Origin of the sequence: Streptomyces sp. NPDC005262 (assembly GCF_042872425.1) — a bacterium.
Lineage (GTDB): Bacteria > Actinomycetota > Actinomycetes > Streptomycetales > Streptomycetaceae > Streptomyces.
Genome location: NZ_JBIAKK010000020.1, coordinates 35,014 through 60,981, shown reverse-complemented (window position 1 = coordinate 60,981; position 25,968 = coordinate 35,014). Strand labels below are relative to the sequence as shown.

Genomic DNA, 25,968 nt, shown 5'->3' with positions numbered 1-25,968 from the left:
AGCAGCGGGCGGACAAGGGTCTCTGGCGCATCGCCCGTTGCGCAGCAAAGAGGCCCTACGCCGCTGGGGGTAGGGCCTCTTTGACCGTCTCACGCGCCCTGTCCGGGCCGCTGAGGACAGGCTAGCCCAACGCCTCCGCCCTCCTCACCGTGATCTCCATGGCGAACGTCACTGCGTGGAACTTGGACTCGAACAGCTCGTCCGCCTTGTTCTCCGCGTCGGAGAGATACTCGGCCTCGACCTCGAGTTCGATCGGCCCAGTGGTGTCGGGGTGCTTGAGGCTTGCGATGTACTTCACGACTTCATCCCCTCGTTGACAATGATGATCCGCTGTTGGGTGCCTACCGCCCGGCCTGTGCGGTATTGGGGTCGGTTGCCTGGCAGCCGAATGTACGCCCGTTGTCTCCCGGCGGGATGAACGGCATGGGCGTCCTTCCTGGCGGGTCAATGGGCGCGGTGGGCCGGCGTGGCGGAGGGGCTGAGTTGCGGGACCAGTCCGTACGAAATGAAGTCGCCGCCCGCACCGGTCAGTTGCCTGCGGCAGCTGATTCCTTGATCGCGGCCGGGCAGTCCGTACGGATCGTGGTCGCGGCCTCGCGTGCGGCGGGCTCCGCCATCGCGCCCGGCGCGCCCTGGGCGGCCTGGTCAAGGGCGTCGGCGAGGGTGTCGATGGCGTCGGCAAGGGGGACCCATCGGGGGTCGAGATCGGCGCCGTGTCTTATCGCGACATTCGCGTTTCTGTGGACGACCGCGTCGATCTTCGGCTACTGATCGTTGTGGCAGGGTGCACGCATGTCCAATGACGTCGCGTACCCCGTCTTCCGCACTCCCGATCCCGCACTCGCCCTGCGCGTGGCCCGTCAGTTGCTCGGCGTGGGTGACCTGGAGGACGCGAAGGTAGACGTGGATGTTGAGCTCCCCAGAGTTGAAGATGTCCTGCTCATCCTGAGGACAATGCCCGACGCGTGGTTCAGGAAAGAGGACGTCGACGACTGGGTTCGGGATGAAAGCGACCCGACTGGGCTGCACGCTGGGGTTCATGGGTCGCAGTTGTCCGTGGACGCCGCCTTCCTGACCACGCACCTGCCGCTGTGGGCTTCGATGCTTGATCAACCCGTAGGGAGCATTGTGGACACCTTCACAGCGGTCGCCAGCACGTACATGGCAGAGATTCGCTGGTATTTCTTCGGATGGCCGGAAGTTCCAGAGCATGGGCTCTACGCGGATTACAAGCACGCCGAAGTCACCGTGCTGTTCAACGCCGCCACCCGCGAGATGGACGAGTGGTCCGACGGGCACACGGTCCTTGTCCACGTCCGCGACCGGAGCAACAACGGGTATAGCGAGCGGCATGCCTCGTGGTTGGCTAAGCAGGTTGGCCAGACCGTCATCGGCCCACCGCAGTTCTGCTAGTCACCGTGGCCATGCGGTACAACACGGAAGTACAGCAACCATGCCGACCACCACCGACCGTAATAGCACCACCGGCTGCCTGAGCAGCCCAGGAGACCTCAGCGAACCTCGGCCGGGTCGGTGGAGGTGAACAGGGTGTCGTCGGACATGAGCGTCTGGCAGCCGGTGGCGGCGAACTTCAGCCCCCACTCCGGGTTCGTTTCACGCCGCTTCCAGAGCAGCCGGATATGAGGGTGGCCGCGAGAGCGGCGATCAGTGCTGTTGTGGCGGTGCGCATGGGGTCTCTCCAGGTGTGAGCGTGACGATGGGACTCGGAATCTGTCATGCCGGCTGCCCGCCTACTGGTTCGGGGTGAGCTGTGGGACCAGTCCGTACAGGACGTCGGGGCGTGCTTCCGGCTGGTCAACGTATCCGCAGGCGTGCGGGCAGGGCACCCACTTCCAGGGCTGGGCGTAGGGGGCGCGGATGGACACGCGGGCGCGGCCGGGGTCGTCGGCGGTGCAGCGGTGTTGGATGCGGCCGCGCAGCCCGCAGCCGGTGCACAGGCCGAACGCGTCGCGGTACGGGCCGCATCGTTCGGCCTCGATGGCGGCGATCTCGCGCGGGAGGACGGGGTGGGGGTAGGGGCGGCCGCTGCCTGGGACGGGTGCACCGGTGGTGCGGTCGAACTCGTAGGTGCGCTCTCCGGGGCGTACGGGGAGGGACCACCAGGGCTGTCCGGGGGTGGTGGTGAAGACGTGCCGGACGTTGTAGAGGCTGCGGTCGTCGTGGTCGGTGAGAAAGGTGGTGCGGGCGAGGATCCAGAAGCGTCCGCCGAAGGTGGTGTACGCCTGGGCAATGTTCTTGGCGAACGGTTGCTGGTCGCCGGCCAGGCCGTTGCGGAGGTCGCCGCTGCGCAGGAGGGCTTCCATGGCCTTCTTGGTCGTGGTGCTGACGATGGGGCTATCTGGGCGGGATTCCGTCGAGCGGGATGACTGGCATGGGTGGTCCTTCCTGGTCGGCTGGGCCGGGGGCGGCGGTCGCCGCCCCCGGGGGGTTCGGTCAGGCGGTGGGGCCGGGGTTGTGGCGGTGCCGGGTCGGTGCGACTCGGTGTCGGTGGCGGTGTAGGCCTGCCAGGTTCAGGAGCTGCCGCCGATGTGGAAGAGGCCGTCTTCGTCGGGAAGGCAGAGTTCGATCCATGGCGCGCCGTTGGGGCCGCCGTTCTCGACGCGGACCTCCGCGTATCCGTCGTGCCAGAACACCTGCGATTCCCAGTTGGCGGTGTCCTTGGCCAGTTGCAGTGCGACGTCGGCGGTGAAGCGCGGGATGAGGAAGCGGCCCATCCAGCGGTGGTCGCTGATCTCGGCGTCGTAGGGGCCGAGCTGGTTGGGGTCTTCGTCGATGGTGACCTTGGCCTGGGTCCAGCTGTGGCCGCCCGGGTCGAGGTTGTCGTGGATCCCGATTGACGGGAGTCCGTTGAGGGCGAGGCCGGTGCGGATGGTCTGCATGTCGTCGATGTACTGCTCGGCGCCGACGACGTCGTTGCGGCGGGACAGGAGGAGCGCGTCGAGGAGGTACCGCTTGCGGGCGACCGTGAAGTCGTCGGGGGCGGTGGTGGGGTTGGGTGCCAGCTCGGTGGCGGGCGGGAGGATGCCGAGGCGGCAGAAGGCTTCGGTGATGTGCCATTCGGTGGTGTCGGTGGTGAGGGGCAGCAGGCCGTGTTCCATGTCTCCTGTGAGGATGAGGGCCACGGGGAGGTCGGCGATGGTGGCGGCCGCCTGGTCGGGGTCGAGGTGCAGGGCGAGGATGTAGTAGAAGAGCTCGCCGGTGGGGGCGGTGTGGGCGCCGTAGGCGGTGGTGTGCTCGCCGTTGTAGGCGACGTGGCGGCCGGCGTTGTGCTCCGGGGCGGTGACTGGTTTCCAGTTCTCGGGGGTCACTGTTGGGTTCCTTCCTGATGGGTGCGGCCCGGCCGGTTGGCCGGGCCGCGGGGGGAGGGGTGCAGGTCAGGCGACGATCGAGCCCATGGCGTGGACGAGGGCTCGGGCCTTGCCCGCGACGGTGTGGTCGTCGGCGCTGTCCCAGTGGCCGCAGAGGACCTGGTCGCCGCCGTGCTGGTAGAGGCACCAGGACCACAGCTCGCCGGGGGCGTCGGCGAGCTCCAGGCGGGCGAAGGGGGTGAGGGTGATGGAGGTGGCCCGGCAGTTGCCGCCGGTGTTGGTGGTCTCGGCGTTGATGCCGAGGTCGACCAGGCGGCGGGTCATCGCCTCGGCGGCCTCGTGCTCGCTGCGCTCGGGGTCGGACGTTGCGGCGGGGCCTGTTTGGGTGTCCTCGAACCGGTGCTTCTGGGCGGCCATGACGGTGTGCCCGAGCTCGATGAGCTGCTTCGTGATCGAAGCGATCTGCTCGAGGTCCTGCCCTCCGGGGCGTATGAAGGCTTGGAGGTCGGAGCGCCAGGTGAAGCCGGCGCTCTCCACGGCGAGGGACGTCTCGGCGTTCAGGTCGAAGGCGCTTTCCGGCGCGACGGCGTAAGCCTTGAGTCCGGTGTCGAATGTCACGAGGTACATGGGGCTTGTTCCTTCCGGGTTCGGTGGCCCGGCTGTTGGGCCGGGGCCGCAGGTACGTACGGGTCGGGCCGCCCACCTGGTGTGGTGGGCGGCCCGGCGGGGGGTGCGGTCAGGTGGTGCGGCGGACCATGCGCTGCAGGTCGCGGTCCCAGTCGCATTCGGCGTAGAGGCGGTTGAGGTCTGGGACCTGTTCGCGGACGGGGTCGGGGCCGAACACGAGGACGAAGCCGTATTCGACGCACTCGGCTTCGCCGGGCCACTGGCCGGTCCAGCGGGTGTTGCAGACGTCGCTGCCGTGTACGCATCCGGCGCGCTGCCGGCCGGTGATGGCACAGCGGGCCACGTCGCAGCCGGGGAGGTGGAAGCGGCCGGGCCGGACGGAGCAGTCGGGGCAGTTGTCGAGTGTGGGATCGGCCGAGGGTTCGGGCGCAGCAGGCTGGGTCTCGGGCTTGGGGGCCATGGGTGTCCTTGCCGGATGGGTCCGGCCGCCCGCTGTGGTGGGCGGGCGGCCGGGCGGGGTGGTCAGGAGGTGGCGGGCTTCGGCTTGGCGGGGGTGCGCTTGCGGGCGGCGCGCGGCTTGGGTTCGGCGGCGGCCGCGGGGGCGGGCTTGGTCGTGGTGCGCTTGCGGGTGGGGCGCGGCTTGGGTTCGGCGGCGGGGTCCGTCTTGGTGCGGCGGGTCCGCTTGGCGGCGGGCTTGGCCTCGGACTCCGGCTCCGGCTCCGGCTGGGGCTCCGGCTGGGGTGCGGGCTGATCGGCCGGGGCCCGCGACTCGGGTGCGGGTGCGGGCTGTTCGTCGGCGCCGGCGGCGGGCGGCGCCGTCACCTCGGCGTCCGGCTCGACGGCGGGTGCGATGTCGGGCTCCCAGGGCCGGTGGCCGACGTAGTACGGCTTGGCGTCGAAGACGGGCAGCAGGTCGTCCCTGACGGTGTTGTAGAGGACGACCCCGGGGTCCTGGTCCTCGGTGAGGGCGCCGATGTGGACGGCGGTGTTGTAGCGGTGGCCGTGCGGCAGCGGGGCGATGCCGTCGGCGGGCTGGTCGGTGGGCTGGGTGCCGCCGGTGGCCCACAGCTGAACGGTGCTGCCGTTGTTGATGAGGCGCATCCCGATCTGGCGTTCCAGGTCGCCCTGGAGGTGGACGATCCCGTCGTAGTCGAGCCCGTCGAGCTGCCAGCCAAGGCGCGTGGCGAGGTCTTCGGCGGTGGCGTGAAGGGCTGAGGGTGCGAGTTGCACGGTGTTCTCCAAGAGGTCGGTGGTGCTGGCTGGTTGGGGCCCCGCCCCTAGTGGGGCGGGGGTGGGTCAGGCCGGGAGGCTGTCGAGGACGGTGCGGGCGGCGATGGCGAGCTGGGGGGCGGCCGCTTCTTCGCAGCCGGCGTAGCTGCAGGCGGCGCGGAGGGCGTCGCGGGCCTTGTCGGTGTCGCCGCGGTTGAGGAACTTGGCGGCGGAGTCGAACTGGAAGGCGGCGACGCCGAGGGCGTTCTCCTGGTCGTCGCAGACGGCGCGGTTGACGAGGGCGCGGGCGCGGGTGGCGGACTTGTGGGCGGCGGCTTCGAGGAGCGACAAGTCGAGGTGAATGGCGAGGGCCGGGGCTGCGAGCTGCATGGGGTTCTCCAAGAGGTCGGGTGGTGCTGTGCGAAGGCCCCGCCCAGGTGGGCGGGGCCGGGTGCGCGGGGGCGGGTGGGGTCAGCTCAGGACGCTGACTTCGTCGCCGTCGTCGAGGAGCATCGAGAGCCTGGAGTCGCTGTCCCAGGTGACTCTGAGCTGCTGGAGGCGGGTGTCGAAGGAACGGACGGTGCCCTTGTCGCCGGGGCGGAGCTCGGTGTGGGGGTCGGCGGTGGCGACGAGTGCGATGCGCTGGCCGGTTCGGTACATGGGTTGCCTTTCCGGTGAAGTGCAGTTCGGTCAAATGGTGTGGCACATATCGAGGCACATTCCGCCGTCCGCGCTCGGATCATGCCGGGCGAACGGCGACGTCGCCGTCGGCGTTCAGCGTCGTCTCGCTCAGCTTCGCGCCGAACGCCCAGACCTCGGCGATCGAGGTCTCACCCTCGCGTCGCACTCGCACGCTCCAACCGCACCGGCAGTTCTCGGGCGTGCAAGCCGGCTGCTGACACATATGCAGTTCTCCTCGCGTTGGGGCAGGGGGGCGTTTCCCCCTCACCATCACCCTTATTCTACCAACACAGCCATGGGGGTCAAGAATTTTTTCAGAGAAACCCCAGGTCAGGCGGCGTTTGCTCCAGTCATGAGCCGGTCGGCGAGCTTGATGGCCTCGTCGAACGCCTCGACCGCCGCGCGGTACCCGACGATCTGGTTGCGCTCCTCGATGAGCGCCGTGCGCTCCCGCATCGCCTGGTCCACCACGTCGCCCTGCCGCAGAGCATCGCCGCAGGAGACGACGACGTTGGGGCCCAGGCCCCACACGATCGCGTTGACGGCGGCACCGGCGGCCGCGAGCGGGTCGAGGTCGTTGATCGCCCACCCGTAGTCGGCCGGGTCCAGGTGATGGTTGCGCAGGTGCTGCGCCAGCGCGCGGAACATGCCGCCGGTCCCGCCGGCGGGCTCGTGGAACCATGCGCCCTTCTGCAGCGCCTCGGCGTCGCAGGTCATGGCGGCCATCATGTCGCAGAGCTCCGACGGGGTGTGGTACTCGCCCATGCCCTGGCGGGCGCCGTGAAGCGCAGCGAGGTGATCGTCCACGACATCAGGTCGGTGTCGGAGCGGCACCACGGGTCGGGGTCGCCGGTCAGCTGCAGTACCCCGTACTTGAGCGCGGTGTCGGTGACCCGCCGTACCGCGTACGCCTTCTCCTCCACGCCGTCCTCGGTGAGCCAGCTCATCAGCGGGGCCATGCGGGCTCCGAGGTCGGGGCGGCTGGACCAGGTCGCCGCGTAGATCTCGCGGTAGCCCTGCACGAGCTCCCAGTCGGTGCAGGTGCTGATGATGCGGGTGACGTCGGCGGTGTGCCCCTTGATGGGGAACAGGGCCAGGCCGGCGACGATGCTGACGGGGATGTCCATGCGATAGCCACCCCAGTTGGAGGCGTGCCAGGTCTCGGCGACGGCCTCGCCGAGGCGCTGCCCGGCGTCGCGGGGGTTGCCGATCAGCAGCGGTGTGACGCCGCGACGGGCGGGGATGGGCGTCTGCACGGCGGGCAGCTCCCGGCGCGGGTCGGCGAACAGGGCGTCGGGCTCGGTGGCGGCCGCGGCGACCGGGCGCGGCGCCGGTGCCGGGCGGGGTGCGGGTACAGCGGCCGGGCGGGGCGGGACGGGTCGGGCGGTGAACGTCGCCGGGATCTCCTCGACTTCGGCGAACAGGTCGAGCTGGTCCATCAGGTGCTCCTCGAGGTGTGGGTGTGACGGCGCCCCACCGCCCGGGCCGGGGTGCGGCCTGGGCGGCGGGGCGCCGAAGAGGGGTCGGGGGTGAGTGGGGTCAGTCGCTCCAGGGGGTGCTGCGGATCCCCTCCCAGCCGTCGTCTCCGGGGACCAGAACCGCAAGGCGCTCCGGGTGCAGGACGTAGACGTATTCGGCTTCTGAGGCGGTCTGCTCGGTGGTGGGCTCCGTCGAGGCGGCGCCGTTGCTGGGCGGGGCGTCGTGGCACAGGCACCGGCAGTCCGGGTCCGGGACGTCGATCCAGCCGCCCGGGTGCTCATCGATGAGCACGCGGGCAGCGGCCTCGACGTCGCCCTCCTGGACGTTCAGGACGAAGCCGCGCAGCACACTCATGGCGACGTCGGGCGCACCGTCGTTGAGGAAGATGCGTCCGGTGAAGCCCTGCGGCGTAGGGCGGGCGACAACTGCTCTGGTTCCCATGGGGTACTCCGGGTGTGGAAGGGGCCGGGCTCCCTCAGGTGCGGGGCCCGGCCCAGTGGGTGAGGTGAGGTCAGGTGCCGGCGGGGGTCGCGGTGCCAGGGGCGGCCCCGTCGGCGGCCTCGTCGTCGGGGCGGGGAACACCGCACTCGCAGTGGGTCACGTGCCATTCCTCTTCGCCACCGCAGATGCACGGCCAGGTCGCGAAGTGCCAGGTCCACGCCCCGCCGCCGACGCTGTACAGGCCATCGTCGTTGGGCTGGATGATCGAGGTGGCCGTCTGGGAGCCCTCGTCGAACCACTGCCAGCTGACGTGCAGGACGACCGCGCGGGCTCGCCCTCGCGGTCGATGCCACCGTCGATGACGTAGATGGTGTCGGTGACGTCGTGGCCGTACTCGTCGGCCGCCTCCTGCGTGCGGGCGGCGATCTTGCGGACGGTGTCGAGGGTGAAGTTCGGGAAGAGCCAGCCGTTCCACCGGTTGTTGGGGTTCAGCTTGGCGTCGTAGGGGCCGAGCATGTCGTCGATGCACACCCGGGTGTCGATCAGGCGGGATGCTGTGTCGGCGGGCTGCTGCGGCTCGTCGGTGTCGGTCACGGTGTGTTCCTCCGGGCATGGAAGGGGCCGGGCGCCCGCATGTACGGGGCCCGGCCCGGTGGGCGGGGTGAGGACGAGTCAGTGGGCGGTGGCGGCGTGACCCAGTGCGTTGATGAGGACGGCCACGGCCTCCTCGGTGCGGCCTGCGGCCACCAGCGCGGCGTGCCGGTAGAGGGTCGCCGCGGCGTTGGCCGTGAGCTGGTCGACGAACTGCTTGTACGTCAGGTGGCGCTGACGCAGAGGCCGGTGTCGGTATCCGGCGCGCAGCGCGCTCGTGACGATCTCCTCGGCGCGCCTTGCGGCAGCCCGGGTCAGGGCGACGTCGCGGGAGGCGCGGGCGAGAGCCTGGTGGCCGCGGGGCGCGGCGCAGGCACGCTGGGCGGCCGTGCGGCCCTGCGACCGGTCGGCGCGCAGGCGGGCGCAGGCGGTGCGGATGCGCTCGACGTCATGCAACTGCCGGGCGGTGAGCCGGGCCTGGCCGGCGGACGGCGCGTCAACGTAGAACGAGGCCAGGTTCGCGACGTACAGCTCGGCGCGCAGTTCGTCGTTGTCGCCGTCGTCGCCGGGGGCCGGGTGGACGGCGACGATGCGCATGGCGTAGGGGTCGTTGTGGAAGACGACGAGCCAGCTGCGGAGCGGTCTTTCGAGGCTGATGGGCATGCGGGTCTCCAAGAGGTCGCTGGACAGACGAGAGTTGCGGCACATGTGGGACCCGGGCGGCGGGAGTCAACCCGCCGCCCGGCCTTACGGTGTCAGCGGCTGATCTGGCCGATGTAGACGTGCACGTCGCGGGCCACGAGCCACAGGCTCTTGACGATCAGAGCGGTTTCGAAGAGCGAGCGGTAGAAGTGGCAGGCGACCTGCGTGAACTGCTCGCGGGTCAGGCCGTGCTCGCGGTCCTTGGGCAGGAAGGACTCGCCGGCCTCGAAGGCCATGGCGATGGCCCGGTTGACGAGGTCGGCGGCGTTGCGGACGTCGGCGCCGTCGACGTCGTGACGCTCGACGGTCTCCAGGATGTTCAGTCCGGGGCAGGGGGGCTTCGGCATGAGCGTGGATGCGATGGTCACGATGTTCTCCAAGAGGTCGCGGCGGGGAGGGGTGGCTCCCCTCTCGCGCTGTCCTTATTCTACCGCTTTTGGGGTTGTGTGCCCCCCTATGCCAGAAAATCTCAGGTATGGGCCAGATCTTTCAGGCGCTCGGGCGCGGCAACCTGACCACGAGCGCGGTCGCGTTGTCCTGGCTCGCCCCGCCCGACCGGCCCAGGGCCAGGGCCTCGGCCACGAGCGAGCCCGCCCCCTCCTTCGGGTCCAGGGCCATCAGCATGACGTCCTCCATCAGACCCGGCACGTAGGTCTCCAGCGGGTGGTACACCCCGTCCGAGCACAGGACGAGCTTCGCGACCATCTCCAACAACACCGCCTCGAAGCCGATGTCGCCGTCTTCGAGGCACGCCGTCAGCGACATGTGGTCCCACGCCTTGGGCTGGCGGCCGGCGTCGCGCAACTCCTGCGCGAAGTTGTGGTCCTTCGTCAGCGGCAAGAGGTTGCCGAAGTCGGAGAACCGGTAGGCGCGGGCGTCGCCGGACTAGGCCAGGCGCAGCACCGGGTCGGCGGGGTAGTGGACGGTCACGACCGCGGCCGCCCGGGTCCATGTGGCCGTACTCGAATCGTTGAGGTGAGCATGGGGCGGGGCGATCTTGAAGCAGTTCCGCGCGGTTGCCACTCGCTATGACAAGCGGGGCTACGTCTTCCTCGGCACCGCCAGCGCCGCAGCCGTAGTCATCTGGCTCCGGACCTGACGATGTGAACAGCTCAGCCACTGCCCTCGGCGAGCCGCTGATGCCCGCACGGTACCAAGCCGCCGTTCTTGTCGAAGACCTCGGCGTCATGACCGGCGTTCACCCACACTGTGATGCCTTGGCCATGGACGACCACGTTGAACGGCGACTGCTCCGAATCCGCCTCCGTTACCACCGTGAACACCTCGCCCGGACGCATCCAGTGATCAGTCCCCCATGGCTCGACCCAGAGGCAGACCATGCTGCTGGTCTCGTTGCTCACGCTCGTCTTGGACACGCTCGCACCCTAACCAGCAACATGATCGGCCGGACAAGTCCTAGTTGCGGCCACCGCCGTCCAGGCCGCCGAAGCCCAGCACACCGCCGTCTCCGAAGAGAAGCTGGCCGCCACGGTGGTGGCCAAGCTCGCGAGGGAGGTGATGACCCTCGACGAGGAGCTCGCAGACACCCATCTGCTGATCGAGGGCCGGTTTCACGACCACCCGCACGCCGAAATCGTCCTGAGCATGCCCGGAATCGGCCCCGTCCTGGGCGCCGAGTTCATCGCCCACACCGGTGGCGACATGAGCGTTTTCGGGAGCTCCGACCGCCTCGCCGGTGTCGCGGGCTTGGCGCCTGCCCCCAAGGATTCCGGACGGATCAGCGGCAACATGCGCCGACCACGACGCTACTGCCGGCGTCTGCTGCGGGTCTTTTACATGTCAGCCATGGTCGCCGCCCGCTGCTGCCCTGTCTCCAAGTCGTTCTACGAACGCAAGAGAGCCGAAGGCAAGACTCACAAGCAGGCCGTCATCGCCCTCGCGCGCCGCCGCCTGAACGTTCTCTGGGCCCTGATACGTGACGGCCGAACCTTTCAGATCACCGCGCCACCCAGCCCCATCCCACTGGGCTGACACCCTCACAACGAGTCATCAACCGGCCTTGACAACCACATTGGGAATCAGTAGGCTGCCGCGCCGATCGCCGCGTGAATGTTGTCGACTGCGGCCACGAAAGCCCCCGGGTCGCGCGGTTCCATTTCGAGGCAGATGCCCAAAGGTGTCTGCGTACCGCGTAGTTCGACGACCTGAGACAGCAGGCGGTACTCCTCCGCCGGGATGTCGGCGAGGTGCTGGTCGAGGTACACGGTCCGGCCCCCGTACTCGGCACTCACGTAGCCGGCGAGGTGGATCTCCGCGACTCGCTCCCACGGGAAGGCGCGGGGCAGGACGGGGCTGCGTCCGTGGACGTTGCGCTCGAACTGGAGGACGTGCGAGAGGTCGAGGCAGATCTGCACGCCTTCGTGGTCCGACGCCTCGTCCAGGAAGGACCAGAGGGAGGGGGAGTTCGGAAGCCACTCCAGTGGCGGGTTCTCCACCCGGAAGGGAACCCCGCAGGCGGCCGCGATCGCTGCGGCGCTCTCCCGGCACCGTGCCGCCGCCACGTTCATGTCCGGTGGACGGAACCACGTACCCTCGCGCCGGCCGAGGTACCAGAAGCCCGCGTCGCTGACGAGCGCCGAGACCTCATGCTCCTTAACCAGGGACGTCAGCGACTCCACCCAGGGTCCGGTGCCCTGTTCCGGCTGGGCCATGTTCAGGTCGAGCGGGTGGAGGGTGAGCCCGGAGCCCAGCGCCCGCCGGGTCTCGACGACCCAGTCCGGAATCCCGACGGCCGTGTGGACGCCGTACTCGACGAAGTCGGTGACCCAGCCCTGCGCGGCCGCTCCGCGGGCGTACTGATCGCACGCGGCCTCGACGGCGACTCCGATGCTGACGCCGCCGATCACCGCGCGCCCCCGGCGGGGACGTAGGACAGGGAGACGCCGTCGTCGAGCCGGTGGAAGACGACGATCCCCGGACGCGGCTCCGGTGCGGGCGTCACGTCGAGCGGCGGCACCCGAAGGAGCCACATCAGCGGAGCGGACCGGACGAAGGTCATGTCGCGGTAGCCGGTGACGTGCTGGAGGGTCTCCAGGACGTCATGGCCCACGATCACGAACTCCTTGCCCGCTCGCTCCTGGATGCCGAGGGCCTCCTTCACGGCCTTCCGCTCCACGTCGTCCAGCTGCTGCGCCTGGGGGCTGGACCACAGCTCGCAGCGGGCGAGGTCCTTCAGCCACTCGGGGTGCTCCTGCGCGACGAAGTGGCGCACGAAGTTGACGGCGTGGGCGAGGGGCTCGGTGTACGCCTTCTCGTACTCCCCCGACTCGCAGTAGGGCCGCAGGCCGTCGAGGGACCTGAGGGAGGACGCCAGGGCCACGGCGAAGTTGGGCGCCCACCGGTTGAGGTCGTCGACGACCTGTGCCATGAGGCGGGCCCAGGCCAGGTACTCCGTCGTCGCCTCGTCGTGCGGGGGCTGCCGGACCAGACTCCGGAAGCAGTCGGCCTCCGGCACCTCGCGAGCGACGTCTTCAGACGTGGTCATGCCATTACCCTCTCAATCGCGTCGAGACCGCGGTGCTGGACCTGTGCCGGGGCCAGTTCTGCCTCGTAAGTCACCCAACCGAGCTCCGGAGAACGCTCCTTCACGGTCCGGAGCACCTCAAGACAGCCCCGCAGCGGCGGGACGTTGTGGTTGTCGAGCAGCAGCAGCCGGTCGCCGAACCGTACCTCGCTCAGTCCGGCGATGTGCGCCACCCGGACGGCCTCGAACGGCACCCGGTCCAGCTCCCGCTCCATATCCAGTCCCTCGTTGACGCACCAGGCGTAGAAGTGCCCGATGTCGAAGCAGAGCGTCGCGCCGCGCTCGGCAAGTTCCTGCATGAACTCACGGGGGCTCAGCTCGCCGTCATGGGTGAGGCTGAACGGGTTCTCGGCGTGGACCGGGGCGCCCAGCTCCGCCGAAAGACCCTGGACGTTGCGGGAGACGCGTCCGGCGACCTCGCGGTCGAGCGACGTGGGGCGGAACCAGAGGTTGCACTCGCCACGCCCGCCCAGCCTCCAGTAACCGAAGTCGGTGACCATGTAGCGCGGCTCGCATCCCGCGTGGTTCTCCGCGATCAGCCTGGCCTCGTTGTCGATGTCGAGGGCGTCGGGCAGTTCGACCGACACGAGGTGCCGGGTTATGTCGCCGACGATCCCCTCATCGAGAAGGCGCCGCATGCCGGGGTCGTTGGCCGGCGGGTGGTGGCCGCCGTACTCGACGTATGAGACCCGCCGGTACACGGTCTCGTCGAGGTGGCCAAGCGCCGGCACGAAGTCGGAGACGCTGATCCCGATCCTGGTCACTTCTCTCCCCCGCTCCACTCGTGCCGCAGCAGTCCGAGGATCAACTCGTCGACACGTTCCTCGTCCCGCTGGAGGTTCTCCCGCATGACACCCTCCCTCACGAAGCCAACCCGCTCGAACAGCCGCACGGAACGCGGGTTGTCGGCGAAGACCTCCGCCGTGATCCGGTGCAGATCGAGCACGTCGAAGGCATGGTTCACCGCCTGCACGACCGCCTGGTACGCGTAGCCGCGCCCCCACAGGTCCTTCTCGCCGATGACGATCCCCAGCCGGCACCGCCGGTGGGCCCGTTCGATGAGCGCCAGATGGAGAAAGCCGATGGGTTCCGCGCGGTCCGCGAGCCCGATCGCGAGGTGGACGATGCCGTCGCTGGAGCGCATCCAGCGTTCCAGTGTCTCGGCGACCTGCTCACGGGTGTACGTCCGGATCTCGTCGTCGCTGAGCCGCTGGATCTCGACGTCGTTCTTCCACCGCAGCAGCGGTTCGAGGCTCGCCGACGTGTGGGGCCGCAACTCGACGGCGAAATCGGTCACTTGGGTTGCCGGCCTCTCATTCATCGTGCTTTCGCTCCTTGACCAGTTCATGGATACATCGCATCGCGATCTCGGCGGTCGCAGAGTGGGCGGGATCGGGCACGATCTCCGACACGTCGGCGCTCACGACGGTGCAATTGTCCGCAATCCAGGCCATCACGCATCTGACCTGCTCCGGGGTGGCGCCGAACGGCTCCTTGCTCCCCGTGTTCGGCACGTACACCGGATCGAGTACGTCGACGTCCAGGCTGACGTGCACCTTCCTGCCCCTCAGCGCGGACAGCGCCGCCGGGTCGACCTCGCGGACGACCGTGACGAGGCCGCCGGGATCGTAGGCCTCGTCGTAGGTCGTCCAGGCCCTCGCGCCCACGTTGACCACCTCGCGGAAGGCGCCGCCGGCGGCGAGTGCCGCCACGAAGTTGCCGTTGTGCAGCTCGCCGGAACCGTCGAGATGGAGACCCAGGTCCAGGTGGGCGTCCAGGTAGACGTAGGTCAGATCCTCGTGCCGCGCGGCCGCGGTGACGGCCACCGGATAGCTGACGGTGTGGTCGCCTCCGACGACGACGGGGACATGCCCTGCCTCGAAGACCGCCGTCGAGACCTCGGAGATTCCGCGGACCACGTCGCCCACGTCCCCGGAGAGGACGCCCACGTCGACGGCCGAGGGGCGGTACCGGCGGGTCCAGGGCCGCATCCGGGCGGACGAGCACCGGACGAAGGCGGCGGCCCCGTCGGAGTTCTCGCCGAACCTCCTTGAGAGGTCGGGATCGACGCCGAAGAAGCAGGCCGCCGCGAGCGGGCCGCTCGTCAGCTCGGCGAGGGGCACGACCAGCGCGCCCCCGAACCCCACCCGTCCGGTGCCGTCCGGGTCTTCGGGCGCCTCACCCATCGGCACCGCCCTTCACGAAGTACGAGAAAGGAGCGGACTCGCCCGGGATGCTGAGGCTCAGGTCCGCGGCGGCGTCCCTGACCGCGCGCTCGCCGTCCCACCGGTAGGGAAGACGGATGATCTTCCGCCGGTCCGGTGTCTTCGTGCCGCCGAGGCGCGCGTACTCCAGCTGATAGGCGGCCGCCTCGACGGCCGTCTGCAGGTCCGAGAGGCGCGACTCCAGCTCGGGCGTCATGTCGGTCCGCACGAACCGGAGATGGTGCTCACCGTGGTCGTTGGTGGTCCGCCGGCCGTTGAGCACGACGAGGTTGGCGCTCTCGGGGGTGAACGCGAGCGGGGCGTGCGGGGTGAGTCCGAACGAGTGGACGCCGAGCGATTCGACGTACTGGAGGATCTCGTCCAGCTTCTCCAGGGTCTCGTCCACGTGGCGCAGCTGCATCCTCGGGTGGTCGAAGATGAGATTGGCCTTCACCTTGATGCCCTGTTCACGGGCGAACCTCATCGACCGCAGGATGTCGGTATATGTATTGCCCTTCTGCATTCCTTCGAGGACTTCGTCCGCCAGCGACTCGACGCCGATCGTCACCAGGTCGACGCCGCTTTCGGCCATGGCCTCGAAGTGGTGGGCCTGCGCCTTCGGTTCGGCGCGGATCGAGCATTCGAGTCGTGCGCCGAGCTCACGCGTGCGTCTCGCGCCGGCGTCGGCGAGCAGCCGGAAGTACCCCATCGGCACGGCGTCCGAGATCAGGTCGATCCGTGACACCCCGTGCTTCTCCACGAGTTCGCCGATGTCGTGCACTACGTCGCCGGCCCGCCGGAAGAAGGCACTGACCTTGAATGGGTCCTGGGAGGCGAGGAAGGGGTAGTCGCAGAAGTCGCACTTCCCCCAGTAGCAGCCCTCCGAGACCAGGACCGGGTAGATGCGCTCGTCCAGGTATTCCGCGCGCTCCACCAGGTCGTACGAGAGGCCGCGGACCATGGAGCGGATGGTGCCGCCCTTCGCCTTCGCATGGCGCAGTCCGCCCTTCTCGTCGAGGTAGGTCGCGTTCGCCACCTCGTCGGCCCGGCACTCGCCTCGCAGGTACGCCGCCAGGCTGGGGAACTCCCCGTAGACGCTGAACTTGTAGGCGAGGTCGGCGCCGCAGACGGTCATGAGCCGTTCGAGGTCCAGGTCGTCCGTCAGCTTGATCGCCGCTCCGCCGAACACGATCCGCCCGGCGAATCCGGCGCCGTGTAGCCTCTCGCACAGCTCGGTCGCCGCCTCGGTCTGCGTGTGGAACAGGGTCGAGAACGCGATGTGGTCCGGTTCGCGCCGCAGGATCTCCTGGCAGAGCACGTCCATGGCGCGGGTGAGCCATAGGTCGCGGAAGTCCGGATCCGGCACCTCGGCCCGGGGGTTGACGAGCAGTTCGTGGACGGCGTTCCAGTCGATCCCCGCCCGGGCGCCACTGATCGCCGCGCCACGGCAGTAGTCGCTCTCCAGGAACGACAGATACCGGCCGATCCGGGTGAGGTCCCCCGACTCCAGCGCGTCCTGCGAGAGTTCCTCGGCGGTGAGCGCCTTGAGCCGGGCGGTGACGGCCGCCCGCACGACATCGCTCTGCAGCCAGTCGAAGAAACTCAGGTTGCCGTCGAAGAACTCGACGTCCACCCCGTGGGGCGACAGCGCGTAGTCGAGCAGGACAGGAGCCAGCGGCGGACCGTTGAGCATGCTCACCGCCTGCGGCGGAACGACGACCAGAAGCTTGGGCTGTGTCATGTGGTCTTCTCCGCCGGCAGGAACATCGCCAAGGCGTTCTTGATGAGGAAGTCGAGCAGGATCCGTACCTGCGGGGAGAGGCCGTCCCGCGCGTCGATCCGCAGCCATCCACCGCGGTCGAACAGGGTCGCGAAGAGCTTCGCCCGTTCGCCGTCGAGGACGACGGCGCGCCCGGTGAGTCCGCTCAAGAGCGTGGTCCCCTTGTCGTCGGTGTGGGAGTGGTAGAACGGGATGATGTCGAACGCCTCCCAGGTCTCCGCGTAACCCCACTGCGGGATGGGGAATGGCGCCCGGGGACGCTTCTCGAAGTACAGCAGGCTGTGCAGAGTGCAGGTGGCGCCGAGGAACGGGTACGGGAAGCCCCTGACCAGGCGGAGCTGGTGATCGAAGTCGTCCTCGTCGTAGGTGTCGACCGGTTCGCGGTGGCTCCAGTCCAGCTCCCACGGGATCGCCGGGTCACCGGAGGGGTCATAGTGGATGTCTATCCCGTAGTGGTCGGGCTTGAGGGCGATGTCCGCGCCCGGTGTCAGCCCGAACTTCCCCAGGGCGACCGTCGCGGCGGATTCGAGCAGCGCCTCCGCGGTGTCCAAGGTCAGCTGGGCCTGGCGGCGGGTCTCCCCCGGATGTCCGAGGAAGCCCATCAGCTGGACGGGGATGCCGGCGTCCGCGAACGAGCTGACCAGCGTCTCCAGACGCTGGACCTCCGTGCCCTTGTTGATGAGGTCGAGGACCTCCTGGTCGGTGCTCTCCATCCCGAACGCCGCGCCGAGGCACCCGGCACGGGCGAACACCGCGGTGTTCTCCATGCGGTAGCTCTTCTCCAGCCTGAAGTCGGCGCTCCACTTGATGTCCAGGTCGCTCTCGATGAGCGCCTCGGAGATCTTCAGGGCGTAGGCCGGTGACAGCACGTCGACGGCGAAGAAGAAGTGCTCGGAGTACTTGGAGGCGAGCTGCAGGTCCTCGATGACCCGTTCCGGCGTACGGGTGCGCCACGGCGAGGTCGGCGCGTTCATCGCGAGCCCGTAGTCACAGAACGAACACTTGTTCCAGTAGCACCCGCGGGTCGGCGAGTAGAGCGCGCCGGGCTTCGGCGAGGCGTAGAGGGCGTAGTCCCACACGCCGTAGTTCGGGGACGGCAGGGCGTTGACGTTCTCGAAGAAGTACCGCTTCAGCGGGCGGGGGTCCCGGACGTGGACGAGATTGTCGACCTCGCCCAGTTCGACCCCTCGCTGGCAGTGGTCCGCCAGCCGCTTGATGAGCGTCTCGCCCTCACCGGTGACCAGGTAGTCGACGGCGAAGTCGAGCGCCTTCAACTCGGTGATGTCGTCGAGGTACTTGTAGAACTTGGCGGCGATCGGTCCGCCGATGGCCACCGGGACACCACGCCGCTTCAGACGGGACGCGAGGGCCATGGTGTGTTCGAGCTGGGAGATGAACGGGATCGTCAGACCCACCAGACCGGGGCGCATGGCCGCGATCCGGTCGGCGTGGTGGTCGTAGAAGGCGTCGACAACGTCGATGCCGAATCCTGCCTCGATCTCGCGGCGCAGGGTCACGAGGTTGATGCGGTCGTGCTCCATGCCGGGAGGCGAGGCGCTGCTGAAGGTCCGGTAGACCGAGGACCGGGACAGCAGCGTCAACAGCCGTGGCAGTAGGCTGAGTTCGCGGACGGCATCGAGATACGCCGGGAGTTCGTAGAAGGCCTTCTCGTCACGCAGGGTCGCGAACGCCTGCTGGAAGCGTCGGCCGTCATCGAGCGTGTCGATGAAGAAGGGAAGGAGCGAGTCCTCCTCGGGCTCCGCTTCGTATCGCCGAACACAGACGTCACGCAGCTGTGCGACGACCGGCGGCGACATGATGTAGTGCCAGAACTCGATGGCGAGGTCCCGCACCACATAGGAGTGCCCCGACTCGTCCAGTGCACCGGCGAGGTAGGAGAGGCTGTGGTAGGGCTGAGTGATGTCGGTCGTCCCGCAGCTCGCGAGGTAGAGGACCGACGGGTCGCCGGAGGCGTGCGGGAAGCGTGTCGTCCAGTCCTGGTCCTGCCGGTCGAGGACTTCCCGGACGGTGCGAGGTAGGAGGTCCTCGATCCGGACAGTCATGTCAGCGGTCGTACTGCACTGCGGCGATGGAGCCAGGCGCGATCTCGAGGGCCTTCACGACACGGACGTTGTCCGTGTTCTCAAGGTCCGCGGAGGCCAGCATCTCGTCGAGCTGCTGGACCGTGAAGGCGGACCGGCCGTCCTGCGCGTCGGTGCTCGCGGCCGCGGCCGTGCCACCCGTCGCCGCCACCGCGGCGGCGGCGACAGCGGCGGTTGCGGCAGCCGTGGCAGCCGCACGGATGATCTTGTTTTTGCCCTTCTCGCCGCTGTGCGACTTCTGCTCGTCACTCATGGTGCTTCCCTTTCTGTCGCCTTCCGAGTCGCCCTGTTGAGCGATTCGGGGATCTTGTATAGCAGCGGCTCAGGGCGTGAACAAGGGCACGATCGAAGGTCAAGTCGCCTTTCAGTCAGGCGATTTGAGCAAGTAACGGAAATACGTCGGGTCCGTATCAGGCCGCGGCCGGGGGCAGGTCGTCCAGGGTGAGGGCTCCTTGTCGTATGAGCTCCCGGGCGACGGCCTCGAGCGCACTGCCCCGGATGACGGACCAGTGCACGTCGCTGGTGACCGTCACCTGCCACAGCTTCCTCGCCAGGTCGCTGATGTCCATGTCGGCCACGTAGTCGTCCTCGGGCGCGACGAGCCGGTGAGTTTCCGGACCACCGGGCGGCGCCGAGGTCACGAGGCGAACGGCGGGATTCGGCCGCAGGACGCCATCGGTATGTCCGTCCAAGTCACGGTCGAGGAACCGGAAGTGGTCCGCTACGTGGGCGCCCACCGGCCGCGTCACGGGGTTGCCCAGGCTGACGGTCTGGACGGTTCCCTGGCGCGGACCGCCGCCGGGCTGCCTGCACACGACGATATACCCCGTGTGGACAGTGCTGATCCCGACGTCACCCAGGGCGTCCACCATGCGCACGGCGTACTCCGTCCGCTCCTTGGCCGTCAGGGCGTGTGACGCGTGGGTGTCCGCGTAGGCCCAGACCGGGAACTGACGCTCGACGAGGACCAGGACGTCGAAGCCGTCCTTGGCCCCGAGCCACTCCCCGATCCTTCGGGGCAGGTCTTCGAGGTTGAACAGGTCGGTCGTGATCGACATCAGCCCGCCGGGTGCCAGGATCTGGCCGGCTCCGGACACGATCTGCGCGAGCAGCCGTTCCCCGTCCGGTCCACCGTCCCGGTAGAGCAGGTGAGCGCCCTCGGGAACCTCCGGAACGAACGGGGGGTTGGCGACGATGCGGTCGAACTCACGGTCCGAGAAGGGTTCGAGCAGGTCCCCGAGGACGAAGGTCGCGTTCTCAATGCCGTTGAGGGCGGCGTTGAACCGGGCGAAACGGATCGCCCGGGGGTTGATGTCAACGCCCACGACCTCGTCGCTGTAACGGCTCGCGACCAGTGACTGAATACCGCTCCCCGAGCAGAGGTCCAGCGTCCGCCCTGCCCTGCTCCGAGGCGCGACGTTGGCCAGCCCGGCACTGTCGTAACCGATGTACATGACACGGTCACCGAGATCGTCGGCGCCGGCCCACCAGTCGGAATAGCGGCCCGTGTCGGTCGCAAGGAGGAGGTCGTGCGCGCATGTGATGTGGACCTGAGAGCGGAAGCCGCCGTCGGTCTCACCCAGCACTCCCAGCAAGAGCAGCACGTCCAGGGAAGGTTCACTCAGGAGTGTCCTGACGGTCCGCTCGTCCACGGCCCTGTCGAGCAGGAAAAGCCTGACCGCGGCCGCGAGCGGGTCCACCCCGAGGACATGCCTGTCGAGGTGGTGGAAGGCCGCGGGTTGGATGTCGAGCACCGGCATCCCCACAACCGCCCGGACCCCGGCCTCGTCATAGCCCGCGGCACGGAGGTCGTCGCGCACGGCGCCGATCGCCGACCGGTCATCGGGGGTCAGCGTTGCGAAGACGGCTCGGCCGTGGTGGCGGTCGCTGAAACTGTCGAGCGTCACGGTTCCGGTTCACCTCAACTCGTGGGCTGTCGCGCAGCATTCGTGGCCGGTGGCCCGGATGGCCCGGTCGGCGGCGCCGCTCATCGTCGCCTCTCGCTCGATCGAGGTCAACCGGGCGACTCCCTGCCGACTCCACTACCGACAGGCCGGGCTCGTGAGTCGTCGTTGTTGATGTGTCTGCCCTTGCGGGCGGCCCAACTCTCGGAGCAGTTGGTCCCGCTCTGCGGCTTCCCATTCCAGGACGCGTTCATCCACCACCGGCTGGTGCACGGAAGCTGAGGCATCTCGGGCCCGTTCAGACGGTCGATGGTGGCCTGCCGTTCTGCTGGTGGGCCTGGCCAGGCTGGCGGCTCCGGGTCCGGCCTGGACGCTCATGAGGTGGCCGTCGGCGAGGCGGATGCAGGCGGGCTGCCAGCCGGTGCCGGTGGCGGCGAAGCGGTCGAGTCTGTCGGTGCTCACGCGGTCTGTTCATGGTCGACGAGGCGGGCGGCCGGGCCGTGCTGGGTCCGGCCGCCCGCGGGGGTCAGGAAGTGGCCGGGGTGTAGCGGGGCTTGAGGGCGTCGATGATCTGCGGTAGGCCGCCGCGCAGCACCTCGGGCACGTCGGTGTGCTGGCGGGCACCGTCCAGGGCGCCCAGCAGCACGACGGGCCCGCGCAGGCAGTACCCCAGCTGGTCGAGGCGGATGGCGTTGACCAGCGACGTCGCGTACAGGTTCTCCGGCAGCCCCAGGGCATTGCCGTCTTCGTTCACGGCCACGGACAGGCGGCGGGTGCCATCGGGGCGGGCGTAGTGGGCGATCTCGACCCAGCCCTCGACGACCGGGCGCAGGGCTGCCGACAGGCCCCCGCCGGCGGGCAGTTCCAGGTCTGCGAGGGTGCCGTCGGCGTCGAGGCGGATGGCGCGAATGGTTGTCATGGTTGTCTCCGAGTCGGTGAGGGGGGCCGCCCGGGCGGCGGCCCCCAGGGGTGGGTCAGAACGGGCGAAGGGCCAGGGCGAGTTCGGTGATCAGCTGGCGGCCGACGTGCACCGCGTGACCGACGGTGAATTCGTCGGCCTCGGCGCGGGCGGCCATCTCCACCAGGCACTTCAGGAACACCTCGGGCATGCAGGCGATCCACGTGCGGTAGTCCTGGCCGTAGCTGGCCGTCCGGTGGGTGGCGGTCAGGACCTGGTCGACGGTGATCGCGACCTCGCCGGCGGCGCCGATGGTGAGGCCGAACCGCTCGACGAGCAGGGCCTGCAGGTGCGGGCCCCCGGCGAGGATGTCGGCGAGCCGGTCGGCCGTGTGGCCGGTGGTGAGCGCGTACGGGGCGGCGAGGCGGTCGGTTGTTGCGGTGACGGACATGGCTTCCTCCAAGAGGCCGTTGGTCGTGCAGGGACGGGCCTGGCCGCCCACCTGGGGGGTGGGCGGCCGGGCCAGGGTGGGTCAGGCGAACCAGACGCCCATGAACCCGTCCAGCTCCTCCAGGGCCTGCGAGAACTCCTGCGCGCGGGTGTGGGTGAAGCTGACCGCCTCGATCGCGCCGCGTTCCGGGTCGACGGCCACGAGCGTGATGCGCAGCTCGTCGGCCGCCGTCGGCTCGCAGATGACCTTCAGGACGAGGGAGTTGTCGGTGAAGCGGGCGTAGAGGTTGTTGGCGACGCGCGCGACATGGTCAGCGCGGTCGGTGAGGTTGGCGGCGAGCAGTTCCTGGGCGGTGTCCATGGCTTCTCCAAGTCGTGAACGGGAACGTTTGAATGTTGTGGCACACCTCGAGCCCGGGGGCGGCTTCCCACTCCTCGAGCCCTGCGGCGTCCGGCGGACCAGAGCCAGCTCTCTCTTCTGTTATCGACGTCGGCCGCTACTCTCCACGCGGCACTCCCCTTATTCTACCGCCACCAGTGAGCCCGTCAAGAATTTTATTCCGCATTTCCGCAGGTCAGACGGCTGCAGGCTCGGCACCTGCTCGGGCCACGGCACCGCACCCAGGGCCCGACTGTGCGTGTCCGGAACCTCGGCCAGCGGCCAGCCCGCCCAGTGCAGGCCCATCGCAACAAGGATGAACGCGTCCGCCTTGTCGTACCGGCCCGGCCCTTCGCACTCCAGCCCGTACCGCTCGGCGACCGCATCGCGGACCATGCCCTTGGCGATGCGCGCCCGCTGCTTGCGCGGGTAGTCCTTCGCCGGGTTGGACACCCCCATCGCGTAGACGATGCGCGAGGCGGGCGCCACCACCGCGTACGGGATGGCCCGCTCCCACAGGTCCTGCGTGAGGATCCACCACAGGCCCCCCAGCTCGTGGTGCCCGGCCTGCCCGCCGTGCCCGTACGCCGCGCCCTCGATGACGACCAGGTCGGCCGCGGCGGTCCGCTCCCGGACCTCCTCGCGCAGCCAGTGCAGCCGCTGGTGGCCGCGGCGCACCTTGGGCCGCAGCGCATCAGCCCAGCCGTCACCGGCGACGCCCGTGCACGTCAGCGAAGGGTCCACGCCGATGACGCGCGGGGCCGGGCCGGCTGTCGCCATCCAGGCATCGGGGGCGAGAACGAGGTCAGTCAACGAGGTCTCCTTGCACAGCAGATGGGGGGTTGGTGGGCCGCGCCCACGGGGGTGTGGGCACCGGGCGGGCGCGGCCCGGCTCGGGGGGAGGTCAGTGCGGGTGGGCCGCGGGCCCCTCGCCGCCCTCGGCGAGCTCCAGCAGTGCGCGACGGGCCAGGCGGGCGACGTCGCCGAGCAGCGCGTGCACCGAGTGGGCGTAGTCGTCCGCGCTGGCCTTGGCCGCAGCCAGGTACAGGGCCTGGCAGGTCTCCATGTCGCCGTTGGCGAAAGCGGTGATGAAGCGAAGGGAGAAGGTGTGCGCGGGGTGGCGGGGCTCGTCGTCCGGTTCCTGTGCGGCCAGCGCCCACTGGGTCTCGGGGCCCTGGTCTCCGTAGAGGCGCACGAGGGTCTGGCGGGCGGCGTCCGCCAGGCCGCAGCACACCCCGTACATCTGCTGGCCGGTGCTGTTCCGCAGGATCTCGCCCATCAGGTTCGAGGCGATCTGGAAGTCGCACTCAACGGCGCGGTGGATGGCGTCCATGAGCAGCTTGGCGCGCAGGGAGGTGTTCGCGATGCTCGGTTCCTTTGTCTGGGTGGTTGGGTGGGCCGCGCCCGCAGGGGTGTGCACCGCGGGCGCGGCCCGGATCAGGGGGGCTGGGTCAGGCTGCGAGGAGGGCGAGGCTGTCGGCCCATGCGCGGCCGCCGGACGCCCACGCCACGGCGTGCAGGGCCGCGCGCTTGTTGGTCTCGTCCAGCAGGCTCAGGTTCGCCAGGGACAGGGCGTGGCGTCCGGTCAGGAGGCAGGCCAGGCGCAGCACCTGCCACTCCGAGGGCGATCCGATCAGGGGGCCGTCGCCGGCGGACAAGCACGCGATGGCGACCTGACGCCAGGCGATGCGGGAGTGGCCGTCGCCGTCGTCGTGGATCAGGCCGGTCCGCTCCAGTTCGGGCAGCCAGTGGCCGTCGGTGGCGAGCAGCCACACGGCGGCTTCCTCCTGCCAGGCTCCGGCGGCGCGCTCTCCAAGGCGGGTGGCGAGGTTGGTCATGTCGTTCACGGGTTCTCCAAGAGGTGTTGTGGTCAGCGGGTGGTGCGGGGCTTGGGCGTGTGGCCGACGTGCCAGCCACGGCACTTGCGGTTGCGGCACTCGTAGGCCGCCAGGCGTACGGCGCCTTTGGCGATGAGCCGGTCGCGGTGGTCCTCGGCCTGCTCCTCGGTGTCGTGACGGCGCTTGCCGGTGCAGGCCCGGTTCTTGGTGCGGATCACTGGGGGCCGCCGGTGTCGGCGCGGGGGTCGGTGGTGGGGTGGAGCATCGTGGTCTCCAAAGGGGGTCGGGCCTGCCGCCCGCTCCCCTTTCGCCGGAGGCAGGCGGGGGACGGGTCAGGTGGTACCGGCGAAGTCGAGCTGCAGCTGTTCCTGCTTGCGGCGCGCGTCGATCTCGCGGGCCGCCTGCCGGCAGGAGGGGCAGACCCGTTCGTCGTTGCGGCTGTGGCTCTTCGCTCCGGCTTCGGTGCCGCGGGAAGGGCGCAGCTTCGGCTCTGCCAGCTCCTCGTCGCTCACGTCGTCGAGGGCGTCGATGACTTCGCCGTTGCACCACACGCGGCCACCGGCAATCCCGTCGAACTTGGCCTGGGAGGGCTTGATGGTGGCGATGCACTCGGCGCGGAACGGGCACGGCTTGCAGTAGCCCAACCGGGCCTGGCACAGGCGCTTGAGGTCCTGAGCGGTGCGCCAGGCGTCCTGGTTGGGCGCGAAGCCGTCCTGACCGCTGCAGGGTGCGCGAAGGGTCCACGCGCCGGTCACATCTGCTCCTCGGTGGTCACAGGGGTCTCCACGAGATCGGTTTCAGGGGTGACAGGGGGCGGCGGACCAGGCCGGTCGGGGCCTGGCCCGCCGGGGCTCACAGAGCGGCCGCGGCCGACCTTTCGAGACCGGCCTTGATGCGCTCGCCGATGTGCCGGGCGACGTTCACCGACACCGCGTTACCGCCCTGCATGGTCTGCTCGGCCTGGGTGCCCAGCACGATGTACCGGTGGCCGAACCGCTGGGCGGCCAGCTGCTCGCGGGGCTTGAGCATCCGGAAGTAGCAGTCCTCCACGGCCGGGGCCGTGTTCAGCAGCGCGGCCGAGTCGTGGGTCGTCATCGTGTGCACCGGGTCGGCGGCCGTCTTCACGGCGGCCTTGCGGTAAGGGATGACCAGGGCGTCGCGCAGCTCGGGCGGGACCGCGCCGCCGGGGACGACGAGGCCGTGATGGTTGCCCTGCGCGGTGACGGCGGTGATCGGCTCGGTGGCCGGAGCCGGGTTGGCATGCTGCCGGTAAGTGATCACGAACGGCTCCGCGTCGACCGTGACCAGGGCCTCGCTCTCGCGGGTCATCCGGGTACGCATCGGGTCGGCGACGTCGCTGCACGCGGTGTTCCAGCTGCCGCCCGTCGGCACGAGCAGCGCCTCGCCCTGCTTGATGGTGCGCGTGGTGAACGGCCGCTCCGCCACCGCGTAGGCCCGGTCGGTGCCGTCCTTGCCGTGGTTGAGGGTGATCGAGGACGGTTGGTGAGGGAACTTGACCAGGCCCGCGCGGATGCGCTCCGTCGTCGTATCGGCCAGAGGCTTCTTCCGGTCGCCGATGCGCTGGCCGAGGTCGTCCCAGTTGATGACGGAGGCGGCCGGGCGCACGTACGGCTCGACCTCGGCGTGACGGCAGCGCGTGCTGGGGCACCGGTAGCTGTAGTCCCGGCGGTACTTGCCGATGCGGACCCCGCGCTCGAACCACGCCTTCTTCGCGTGGACGTCCTTGCCGCACTCGAAGCAGAACGCCAGCGGGCGGGGCTCCAGGTCCGGCTTCGGCATCCCCTTGAGG

General features: G+C 69.4%; 36 protein-coding genes and 2 pseudogenes. 3 read left to right on the top strand and 35 right to left on the bottom strand.

The features are described 5' to 3' along the window. Positions 1–121 precede the first annotated feature (121 nt). Positions 122–298 (bottom strand): hypothetical protein, encoded by a 177-nt coding sequence (locus tag ACFYP5_RS33875; RefSeq protein ID WP_389042946.1) that lies wholly within the window; start codon positions 296–298, stop codon positions 122–124. Positions 299–792: 494 nt separating this feature from the next. Between ACFYP5_RS33875 and ACFYP5_RS33870 the strand changes: the two genes are divergently transcribed. Beyond that, positions 793–1,413: a hypothetical protein gene (locus ACFYP5_RS33870; RefSeq protein ID WP_389042945.1), complete on the top strand. Its 621-nt coding sequence runs from the start codon at positions 793–795 to the stop codon at positions 1,411–1,413. Positions 1,414–1,751: 338 nt separating this feature from the next. Here the strand turns inward: ACFYP5_RS33870 and ACFYP5_RS33865 are convergent, their stop codons facing one another. The 15 genes from ACFYP5_RS33865 to ACFYP5_RS33795 all read right to left on the bottom strand — a co-directional run bounded on the left by ACFYP5_RS33865 (position 1,752) and on the right by ACFYP5_RS33795 (position 10,082). Continuing rightward, the gene (locus ACFYP5_RS33865; protein ID WP_389042943.1) at positions 1,752–2,324 is read right to left on the bottom strand and encodes a hypothetical protein; all 573 of its coding nucleotides are present in this window, start codon (positions 2,322–2,324) and stop codon (positions 1,752–1,754) included. Between the two features lie 207 nt (positions 2,325–2,531). Then, positions 2,532–3,329, bottom strand: coding sequence for a hypothetical protein (locus ACFYP5_RS33860; RefSeq protein ID WP_389042942.1), 798 nt, complete (start codon positions 3,327–3,329; stop codon positions 2,532–2,534). Between the two features lie 66 nt (positions 3,330–3,395). After that, positions 3,396–3,956 carry a hypothetical protein gene (locus ACFYP5_RS33855; protein WP_389042941.1) on the bottom strand — a complete coding sequence of 187 codons (561 nt, stop codon included), beginning with the start codon at positions 3,954–3,956 and terminating at the stop codon, positions 3,396–3,398. Between the two features lie 109 nt (positions 3,957–4,065). Continuing rightward, entirely contained in the window at positions 4,066–4,416 is a 351-nt protein-coding gene (locus tag ACFYP5_RS33850) for a hypothetical protein (protein ID WP_389042939.1), read from the bottom strand. A 62-nt stretch (positions 4,417–4,478) separates the two neighbouring features. After that, positions 4,479–5,186: a hypothetical protein gene (locus ACFYP5_RS33845; protein ID WP_389042938.1), complete on the bottom strand. Its 708-nt coding sequence runs from the start codon at positions 5,184–5,186 to the stop codon at positions 4,479–4,481. Positions 5,187–5,252: 66 nt separating this feature from the next. After that, on the bottom strand, positions 5,253–5,555 hold the full coding sequence (locus ACFYP5_RS33840; RefSeq protein ID WP_389042936.1) for a hypothetical protein: 303 nt from the start codon (positions 5,553–5,555) through the stop codon (positions 5,253–5,255). Positions 5,556–5,636: 81 nt separating this feature from the next. Next, on the bottom strand, positions 5,637–5,825 hold the full coding sequence (locus ACFYP5_RS33835; protein ID WP_389042935.1) for a DUF4314 domain-containing protein: 189 nt from the start codon (positions 5,823–5,825) through the stop codon (positions 5,637–5,639). A 351-nt stretch (positions 5,826–6,176) separates the two neighbouring features. Beyond that, a complete protein-coding gene (locus ACFYP5_RS33830; protein WP_389042933.1) occupies positions 6,177–6,563 on the bottom strand; it encodes a hypothetical protein in 387 nt (128 codons plus the stop codon). Between the two features lie 8 nt (positions 6,564–6,571). Continuing rightward, a complete protein-coding gene (locus ACFYP5_RS33825) occupies positions 6,572–7,285 on the bottom strand; it encodes a hypothetical protein (RefSeq protein WP_389042931.1) in 714 nt (237 codons plus the stop codon). Between the two features lie 100 nt (positions 7,286–7,385). After that, complete coding sequence (locus ACFYP5_RS33820; RefSeq protein ID WP_389042930.1) at positions 7,386–7,766, bottom strand: hypothetical protein; 381 nt, start codon at positions 7,764–7,766, stop codon at positions 7,386–7,388. Between the two features lie 156 nt (positions 7,767–7,922). After that, positions 7,923–8,360, bottom strand: coding sequence for a hypothetical protein (locus ACFYP5_RS33815; protein WP_389042929.1), 438 nt, complete (start codon positions 8,358–8,360; stop codon positions 7,923–7,925). Between the two features lie 78 nt (positions 8,361–8,438). Next, entirely contained in the window at positions 8,439–9,020 is a 582-nt protein-coding gene (locus ACFYP5_RS33810; RefSeq protein ID WP_389042927.1) for a hypothetical protein, read from the bottom strand. 92 nt (positions 9,021–9,112) lie between these two features. Next, positions 9,113–9,427, bottom strand: coding sequence for a hypothetical protein (locus tag ACFYP5_RS33805; RefSeq protein WP_389042925.1), 315 nt, complete (start codon positions 9,425–9,427; stop codon positions 9,113–9,115). Positions 9,428–9,548: 121 nt separating this feature from the next. Beyond that, positions 9,549–9,899, bottom strand: coding sequence for a hypothetical protein (locus ACFYP5_RS33800; protein ID WP_389042924.1), 351 nt, complete (start codon positions 9,897–9,899; stop codon positions 9,549–9,551). A gap of 45 nt (positions 9,900–9,944) precedes the next feature. After that, a complete protein-coding gene (locus tag ACFYP5_RS33795) occupies positions 9,945–10,082 on the bottom strand; it encodes a hypothetical protein (RefSeq protein ID WP_389043092.1) in 138 nt (45 codons plus the stop codon). Here ACFYP5_RS33795 and ACFYP5_RS33790 point away from each other — a divergent pair. Then, positions 10,057–10,158: pseudogene (locus ACFYP5_RS33790) on the top strand (IS5/IS1182 family transposase); the annotation flags it as partial. The gene ACFYP5_RS33795 and the pseudogene ACFYP5_RS33790 sit on opposite strands and share 26 nt — an antisense overlap. Positions 10,159–10,171: 13 nt before the next feature. Here ACFYP5_RS33790 and ACFYP5_RS33785 read toward each other — a convergent pair. Continuing rightward, on the bottom strand, positions 10,172–10,435 hold the full coding sequence (locus tag ACFYP5_RS33785) for a hypothetical protein (RefSeq protein WP_389042922.1): 264 nt from the start codon (positions 10,433–10,435) through the stop codon (positions 10,172–10,174). A gap of 43 nt (positions 10,436–10,478) precedes the next feature. Between ACFYP5_RS33785 and ACFYP5_RS33780 the strand changes: the two are divergent. Then, positions 10,479–11,051 (top strand): annotated as a pseudogene (locus ACFYP5_RS33780) (transposase); the annotation flags it as partial. A 47-nt stretch (positions 11,052–11,098) separates the two neighbouring features. Here the strand turns inward: ACFYP5_RS33780 and ACFYP5_RS33775 are convergent. From ACFYP5_RS33775 to ACFYP5_RS33690, 18 genes are all read right to left on the bottom strand, one after another. Further along, positions 11,099–11,926 carry a DUF692 family multinuclear iron-containing protein gene (locus ACFYP5_RS33775; protein WP_389042920.1) on the bottom strand — a complete coding sequence of 276 codons (828 nt, stop codon included), beginning with the start codon at positions 11,924–11,926 and terminating at the stop codon, positions 11,099–11,101. Further along, on the bottom strand, positions 11,923–12,564 hold the full coding sequence (locus ACFYP5_RS33770; protein ID WP_389042919.1) for a hypothetical protein: 642 nt from the start codon (positions 12,562–12,564) through the stop codon (positions 11,923–11,925). Before ACFYP5_RS33770 ends, ACFYP5_RS33775 begins: the two co-directional genes overlap by 4 nt. Beyond that, complete coding sequence (locus ACFYP5_RS33765; protein ID WP_389042917.1) at positions 12,561–13,367, bottom strand: DUF692 family multinuclear iron-containing protein; 807 nt, start codon at positions 13,365–13,367, stop codon at positions 12,561–12,563. The genes ACFYP5_RS33770 and ACFYP5_RS33765 overlap by 4 nt, the downstream gene beginning before the upstream one ends. Beyond that, positions 13,364–13,924: a GNAT family N-acetyltransferase gene (locus tag ACFYP5_RS33760; protein ID WP_389042915.1), complete on the bottom strand. Its 561-nt coding sequence runs from the start codon at positions 13,922–13,924 to the stop codon at positions 13,364–13,366. The genes ACFYP5_RS33765 and ACFYP5_RS33760 overlap by 4 nt, the downstream gene beginning before the upstream one ends. Next, on the bottom strand, positions 13,917–14,789 hold the full coding sequence (locus ACFYP5_RS33755; RefSeq protein WP_389042913.1) for an arginase family protein: 873 nt from the start codon (positions 14,787–14,789) through the stop codon (positions 13,917–13,919). The genes ACFYP5_RS33760 and ACFYP5_RS33755 overlap by 8 nt, the downstream gene beginning before the upstream one ends. Then, a complete protein-coding gene (locus tag ACFYP5_RS33750) occupies positions 14,782–16,548 on the bottom strand; it encodes a B12-binding domain-containing radical SAM protein (protein ID WP_376257694.1) in 1,767 nt (588 codons plus the stop codon). Before ACFYP5_RS33750 ends, ACFYP5_RS33755 begins: the two co-directional genes overlap by 8 nt. After that, positions 16,545–18,650 carry a B12-binding domain-containing radical SAM protein gene (locus ACFYP5_RS33745; RefSeq protein WP_389042911.1) on the bottom strand — a complete coding sequence of 702 codons (2,106 nt, stop codon included), beginning with the start codon at positions 18,648–18,650 and terminating at the stop codon, positions 16,545–16,547. The genes ACFYP5_RS33750 and ACFYP5_RS33745 overlap by 4 nt, the downstream gene beginning before the upstream one ends. A gap of 1 nt (position 18,651) precedes the next feature. After that, positions 18,652–18,942 (bottom strand): hypothetical protein, encoded by a 291-nt coding sequence (locus ACFYP5_RS33740; protein ID WP_389042910.1) that lies wholly within the window; start codon positions 18,940–18,942, stop codon positions 18,652–18,654. A 157-nt stretch (positions 18,943–19,099) separates the two neighbouring features. Next, a complete protein-coding gene (locus ACFYP5_RS33735) occupies positions 19,100–20,596 on the bottom strand; it encodes a methyltransferase (protein ID WP_389042908.1) in 1,497 nt (498 codons plus the stop codon). Between the two features lie 523 nt (positions 20,597–21,119). Beyond that, positions 21,120–21,512 carry a hypothetical protein gene (locus tag ACFYP5_RS33730; protein ID WP_389042906.1) on the bottom strand — a complete coding sequence of 131 codons (393 nt, stop codon included), beginning with the start codon at positions 21,510–21,512 and terminating at the stop codon, positions 21,120–21,122. A gap of 55 nt (positions 21,513–21,567) precedes the next feature. Then, entirely contained in the window at positions 21,568–21,942 is a 375-nt protein-coding gene (locus tag ACFYP5_RS33725; protein WP_389042904.1) for a hypothetical protein, read from the bottom strand. An 81-nt stretch (positions 21,943–22,023) separates the two neighbouring features. After that, positions 22,024–22,302: a hypothetical protein gene (locus ACFYP5_RS33720; RefSeq protein ID WP_389042903.1), complete on the bottom strand. Its 279-nt coding sequence runs from the start codon at positions 22,300–22,302 to the stop codon at positions 22,024–22,026. A gap of 159 nt (positions 22,303–22,461) precedes the next feature. Then, on the bottom strand, positions 22,462–23,133 hold the full coding sequence (locus ACFYP5_RS33715; protein ID WP_389042901.1) for a hypothetical protein: 672 nt from the start codon (positions 23,131–23,133) through the stop codon (positions 22,462–22,464). 91 nt (positions 23,134–23,224) lie between these two features. Next, entirely contained in the window at positions 23,225–23,653 is a 429-nt protein-coding gene (locus tag ACFYP5_RS33710) for a hypothetical protein (RefSeq protein ID WP_389042899.1), read from the bottom strand. Positions 23,654–23,771: 118 nt separating this feature from the next. Further along, entirely contained in the window at positions 23,772–24,167 is a 396-nt protein-coding gene (locus tag ACFYP5_RS33705; protein ID WP_389042898.1) for a hypothetical protein, read from the bottom strand. A gap of 23 nt (positions 24,168–24,190) precedes the next feature. Next, on the bottom strand, positions 24,191–24,376 hold the full coding sequence (locus tag ACFYP5_RS33700) for a hypothetical protein (RefSeq protein WP_389042896.1): 186 nt from the start codon (positions 24,374–24,376) through the stop codon (positions 24,191–24,193). A gap of 114 nt (positions 24,377–24,490) precedes the next feature. Continuing rightward, on the bottom strand, positions 24,491–24,913 hold the full coding sequence (locus ACFYP5_RS33695; RefSeq protein ID WP_389042894.1) for a hypothetical protein: 423 nt from the start codon (positions 24,911–24,913) through the stop codon (positions 24,491–24,493). Positions 24,914–25,010: 97 nt separating this feature from the next. Next, a complete protein-coding gene (locus ACFYP5_RS33690) occupies positions 25,011–25,958 on the bottom strand; it encodes a DNA cytosine methyltransferase (protein ID WP_389042892.1) in 948 nt (315 codons plus the stop codon). Between the last annotated feature and the right edge of the window lie 10 nt (positions 25,959–25,968).

Bases quoted from the DNA above. Each gene is read 5' to 3' on its own strand.
- ACFYP5_RS33870 (WP_389042945.1), top strand. From the start codon at position 793: ATGTCCAATGACGTCGCGTACCCCGTCTTCCGCACTCCCGATCCCGCA.
- ACFYP5_RS33770 (WP_389042919.1), bottom strand. From the start codon at position 12,564: ATGACCACGTCTGAAGACGTCGCTCGCGAGGTGCCGGAGGCCGACTGC.
- ACFYP5_RS33840 (WP_389042936.1), bottom strand. From the start codon at position 5,555: ATGCAGCTCGCAGCCCCGGCCCTCGCCATTCACCTCGACTTGTCGCTC.
- ACFYP5_RS33835 (WP_389042935.1), bottom strand. From the start codon at position 5,825: ATGTACCGAACCGGCCAGCGCATCGCACTCGTCGCCACCGCCGACCCC.
- ACFYP5_RS33810 (WP_389042927.1), bottom strand. From the start codon at position 9,020: ATGCCCATCAGCCTCGAAAGACCGCTCCGCAGCTGGCTCGTCGTCTTC.
- ACFYP5_RS33855 (WP_389042941.1), bottom strand. From the start codon at position 3,956: ATGTACCTCGTGACATTCGACACCGGACTCAAGGCTTACGCCGTCGCG.
- ACFYP5_RS33690 (WP_389042892.1), bottom strand. From the start codon at position 25,958: ATGCCGAAGCCGGACCTGGAGCCCCGCCCGCTGGCGTTCTGCTTCGAG.
- ACFYP5_RS33830 (WP_389042933.1), bottom strand. From the start codon at position 6,563: ATGACCTGCGACGCCGAGGCGCTGCAGAAGGGCGCATGGTTCCACGAG.
- ACFYP5_RS33750 (WP_376257694.1), bottom strand. From the start codon at position 16,548: ATGACACAGCCCAAGCTTCTGGTCGTCGTTCCGCCGCAGGCGGTGAGC.
- ACFYP5_RS33720 (WP_389042903.1), bottom strand. From the start codon at position 22,302: ATGGACACCGCCCAGGAACTGCTCGCCGCCAACCTCACCGACCGCGCT.
- ACFYP5_RS33820 (WP_389042930.1), bottom strand. From the start codon at position 7,766: ATGGGAACCAGAGCAGTTGTCGCCCGCCCTACGCCGCAGGGCTTCACC.
- ACFYP5_RS33850 (WP_389042939.1), bottom strand. From the start codon at position 4,416: ATGGCCCCCAAGCCCGAGACCCAGCCTGCTGCGCCCGAACCCTCGGCC.
- ACFYP5_RS33745 (WP_389042911.1), bottom strand. From the start codon at position 18,650: ATGACTGTCCGGATCGAGGACCTCCTACCTCGCACCGTCCGGGAAGTC.
- ACFYP5_RS33755 (WP_389042913.1), bottom strand. From the start codon at position 14,789: ATGGGTGAGGCGCCCGAAGACCCGGACGGCACCGGACGGGTGGGGTTC.
- ACFYP5_RS33740 (WP_389042910.1), bottom strand. From the start codon at position 18,942: ATGAGTGACGAGCAGAAGTCGCACAGCGGCGAGAAGGGCAAAAACAAG.
- ACFYP5_RS33725 (WP_389042904.1), bottom strand. From the start codon at position 21,942: ATGTCCGTCACCGCAACAACCGACCGCCTCGCCGCCCCGTACGCGCTC.
- ACFYP5_RS33730 (WP_389042906.1), bottom strand. From the start codon at position 21,512: ATGACAACCATTCGCGCCATCCGCCTCGACGCCGACGGCACCCTCGCA.
- ACFYP5_RS33865 (WP_389042943.1), bottom strand. From the start codon at position 2,324: ATGGAAGCCCTCCTGCGCAGCGGCGACCTCCGCAACGGCCTGGCCGGC.
- ACFYP5_RS33825 (WP_389042931.1), bottom strand. From the start codon at position 7,285: ATGGACCAGCTCGACCTGTTCGCCGAAGTCGAGGAGATCCCGGCGACG.
- ACFYP5_RS33710 (WP_389042899.1), bottom strand. From the start codon at position 23,653: ATGGACGCCATCCACCGCGCCGTTGAGTGCGACTTCCAGATCGCCTCG.
- ACFYP5_RS33760 (WP_389042915.1), bottom strand. From the start codon at position 13,924: ATGAATGAGAGGCCGGCAACCCAAGTGACCGATTTCGCCGTCGAGTTG.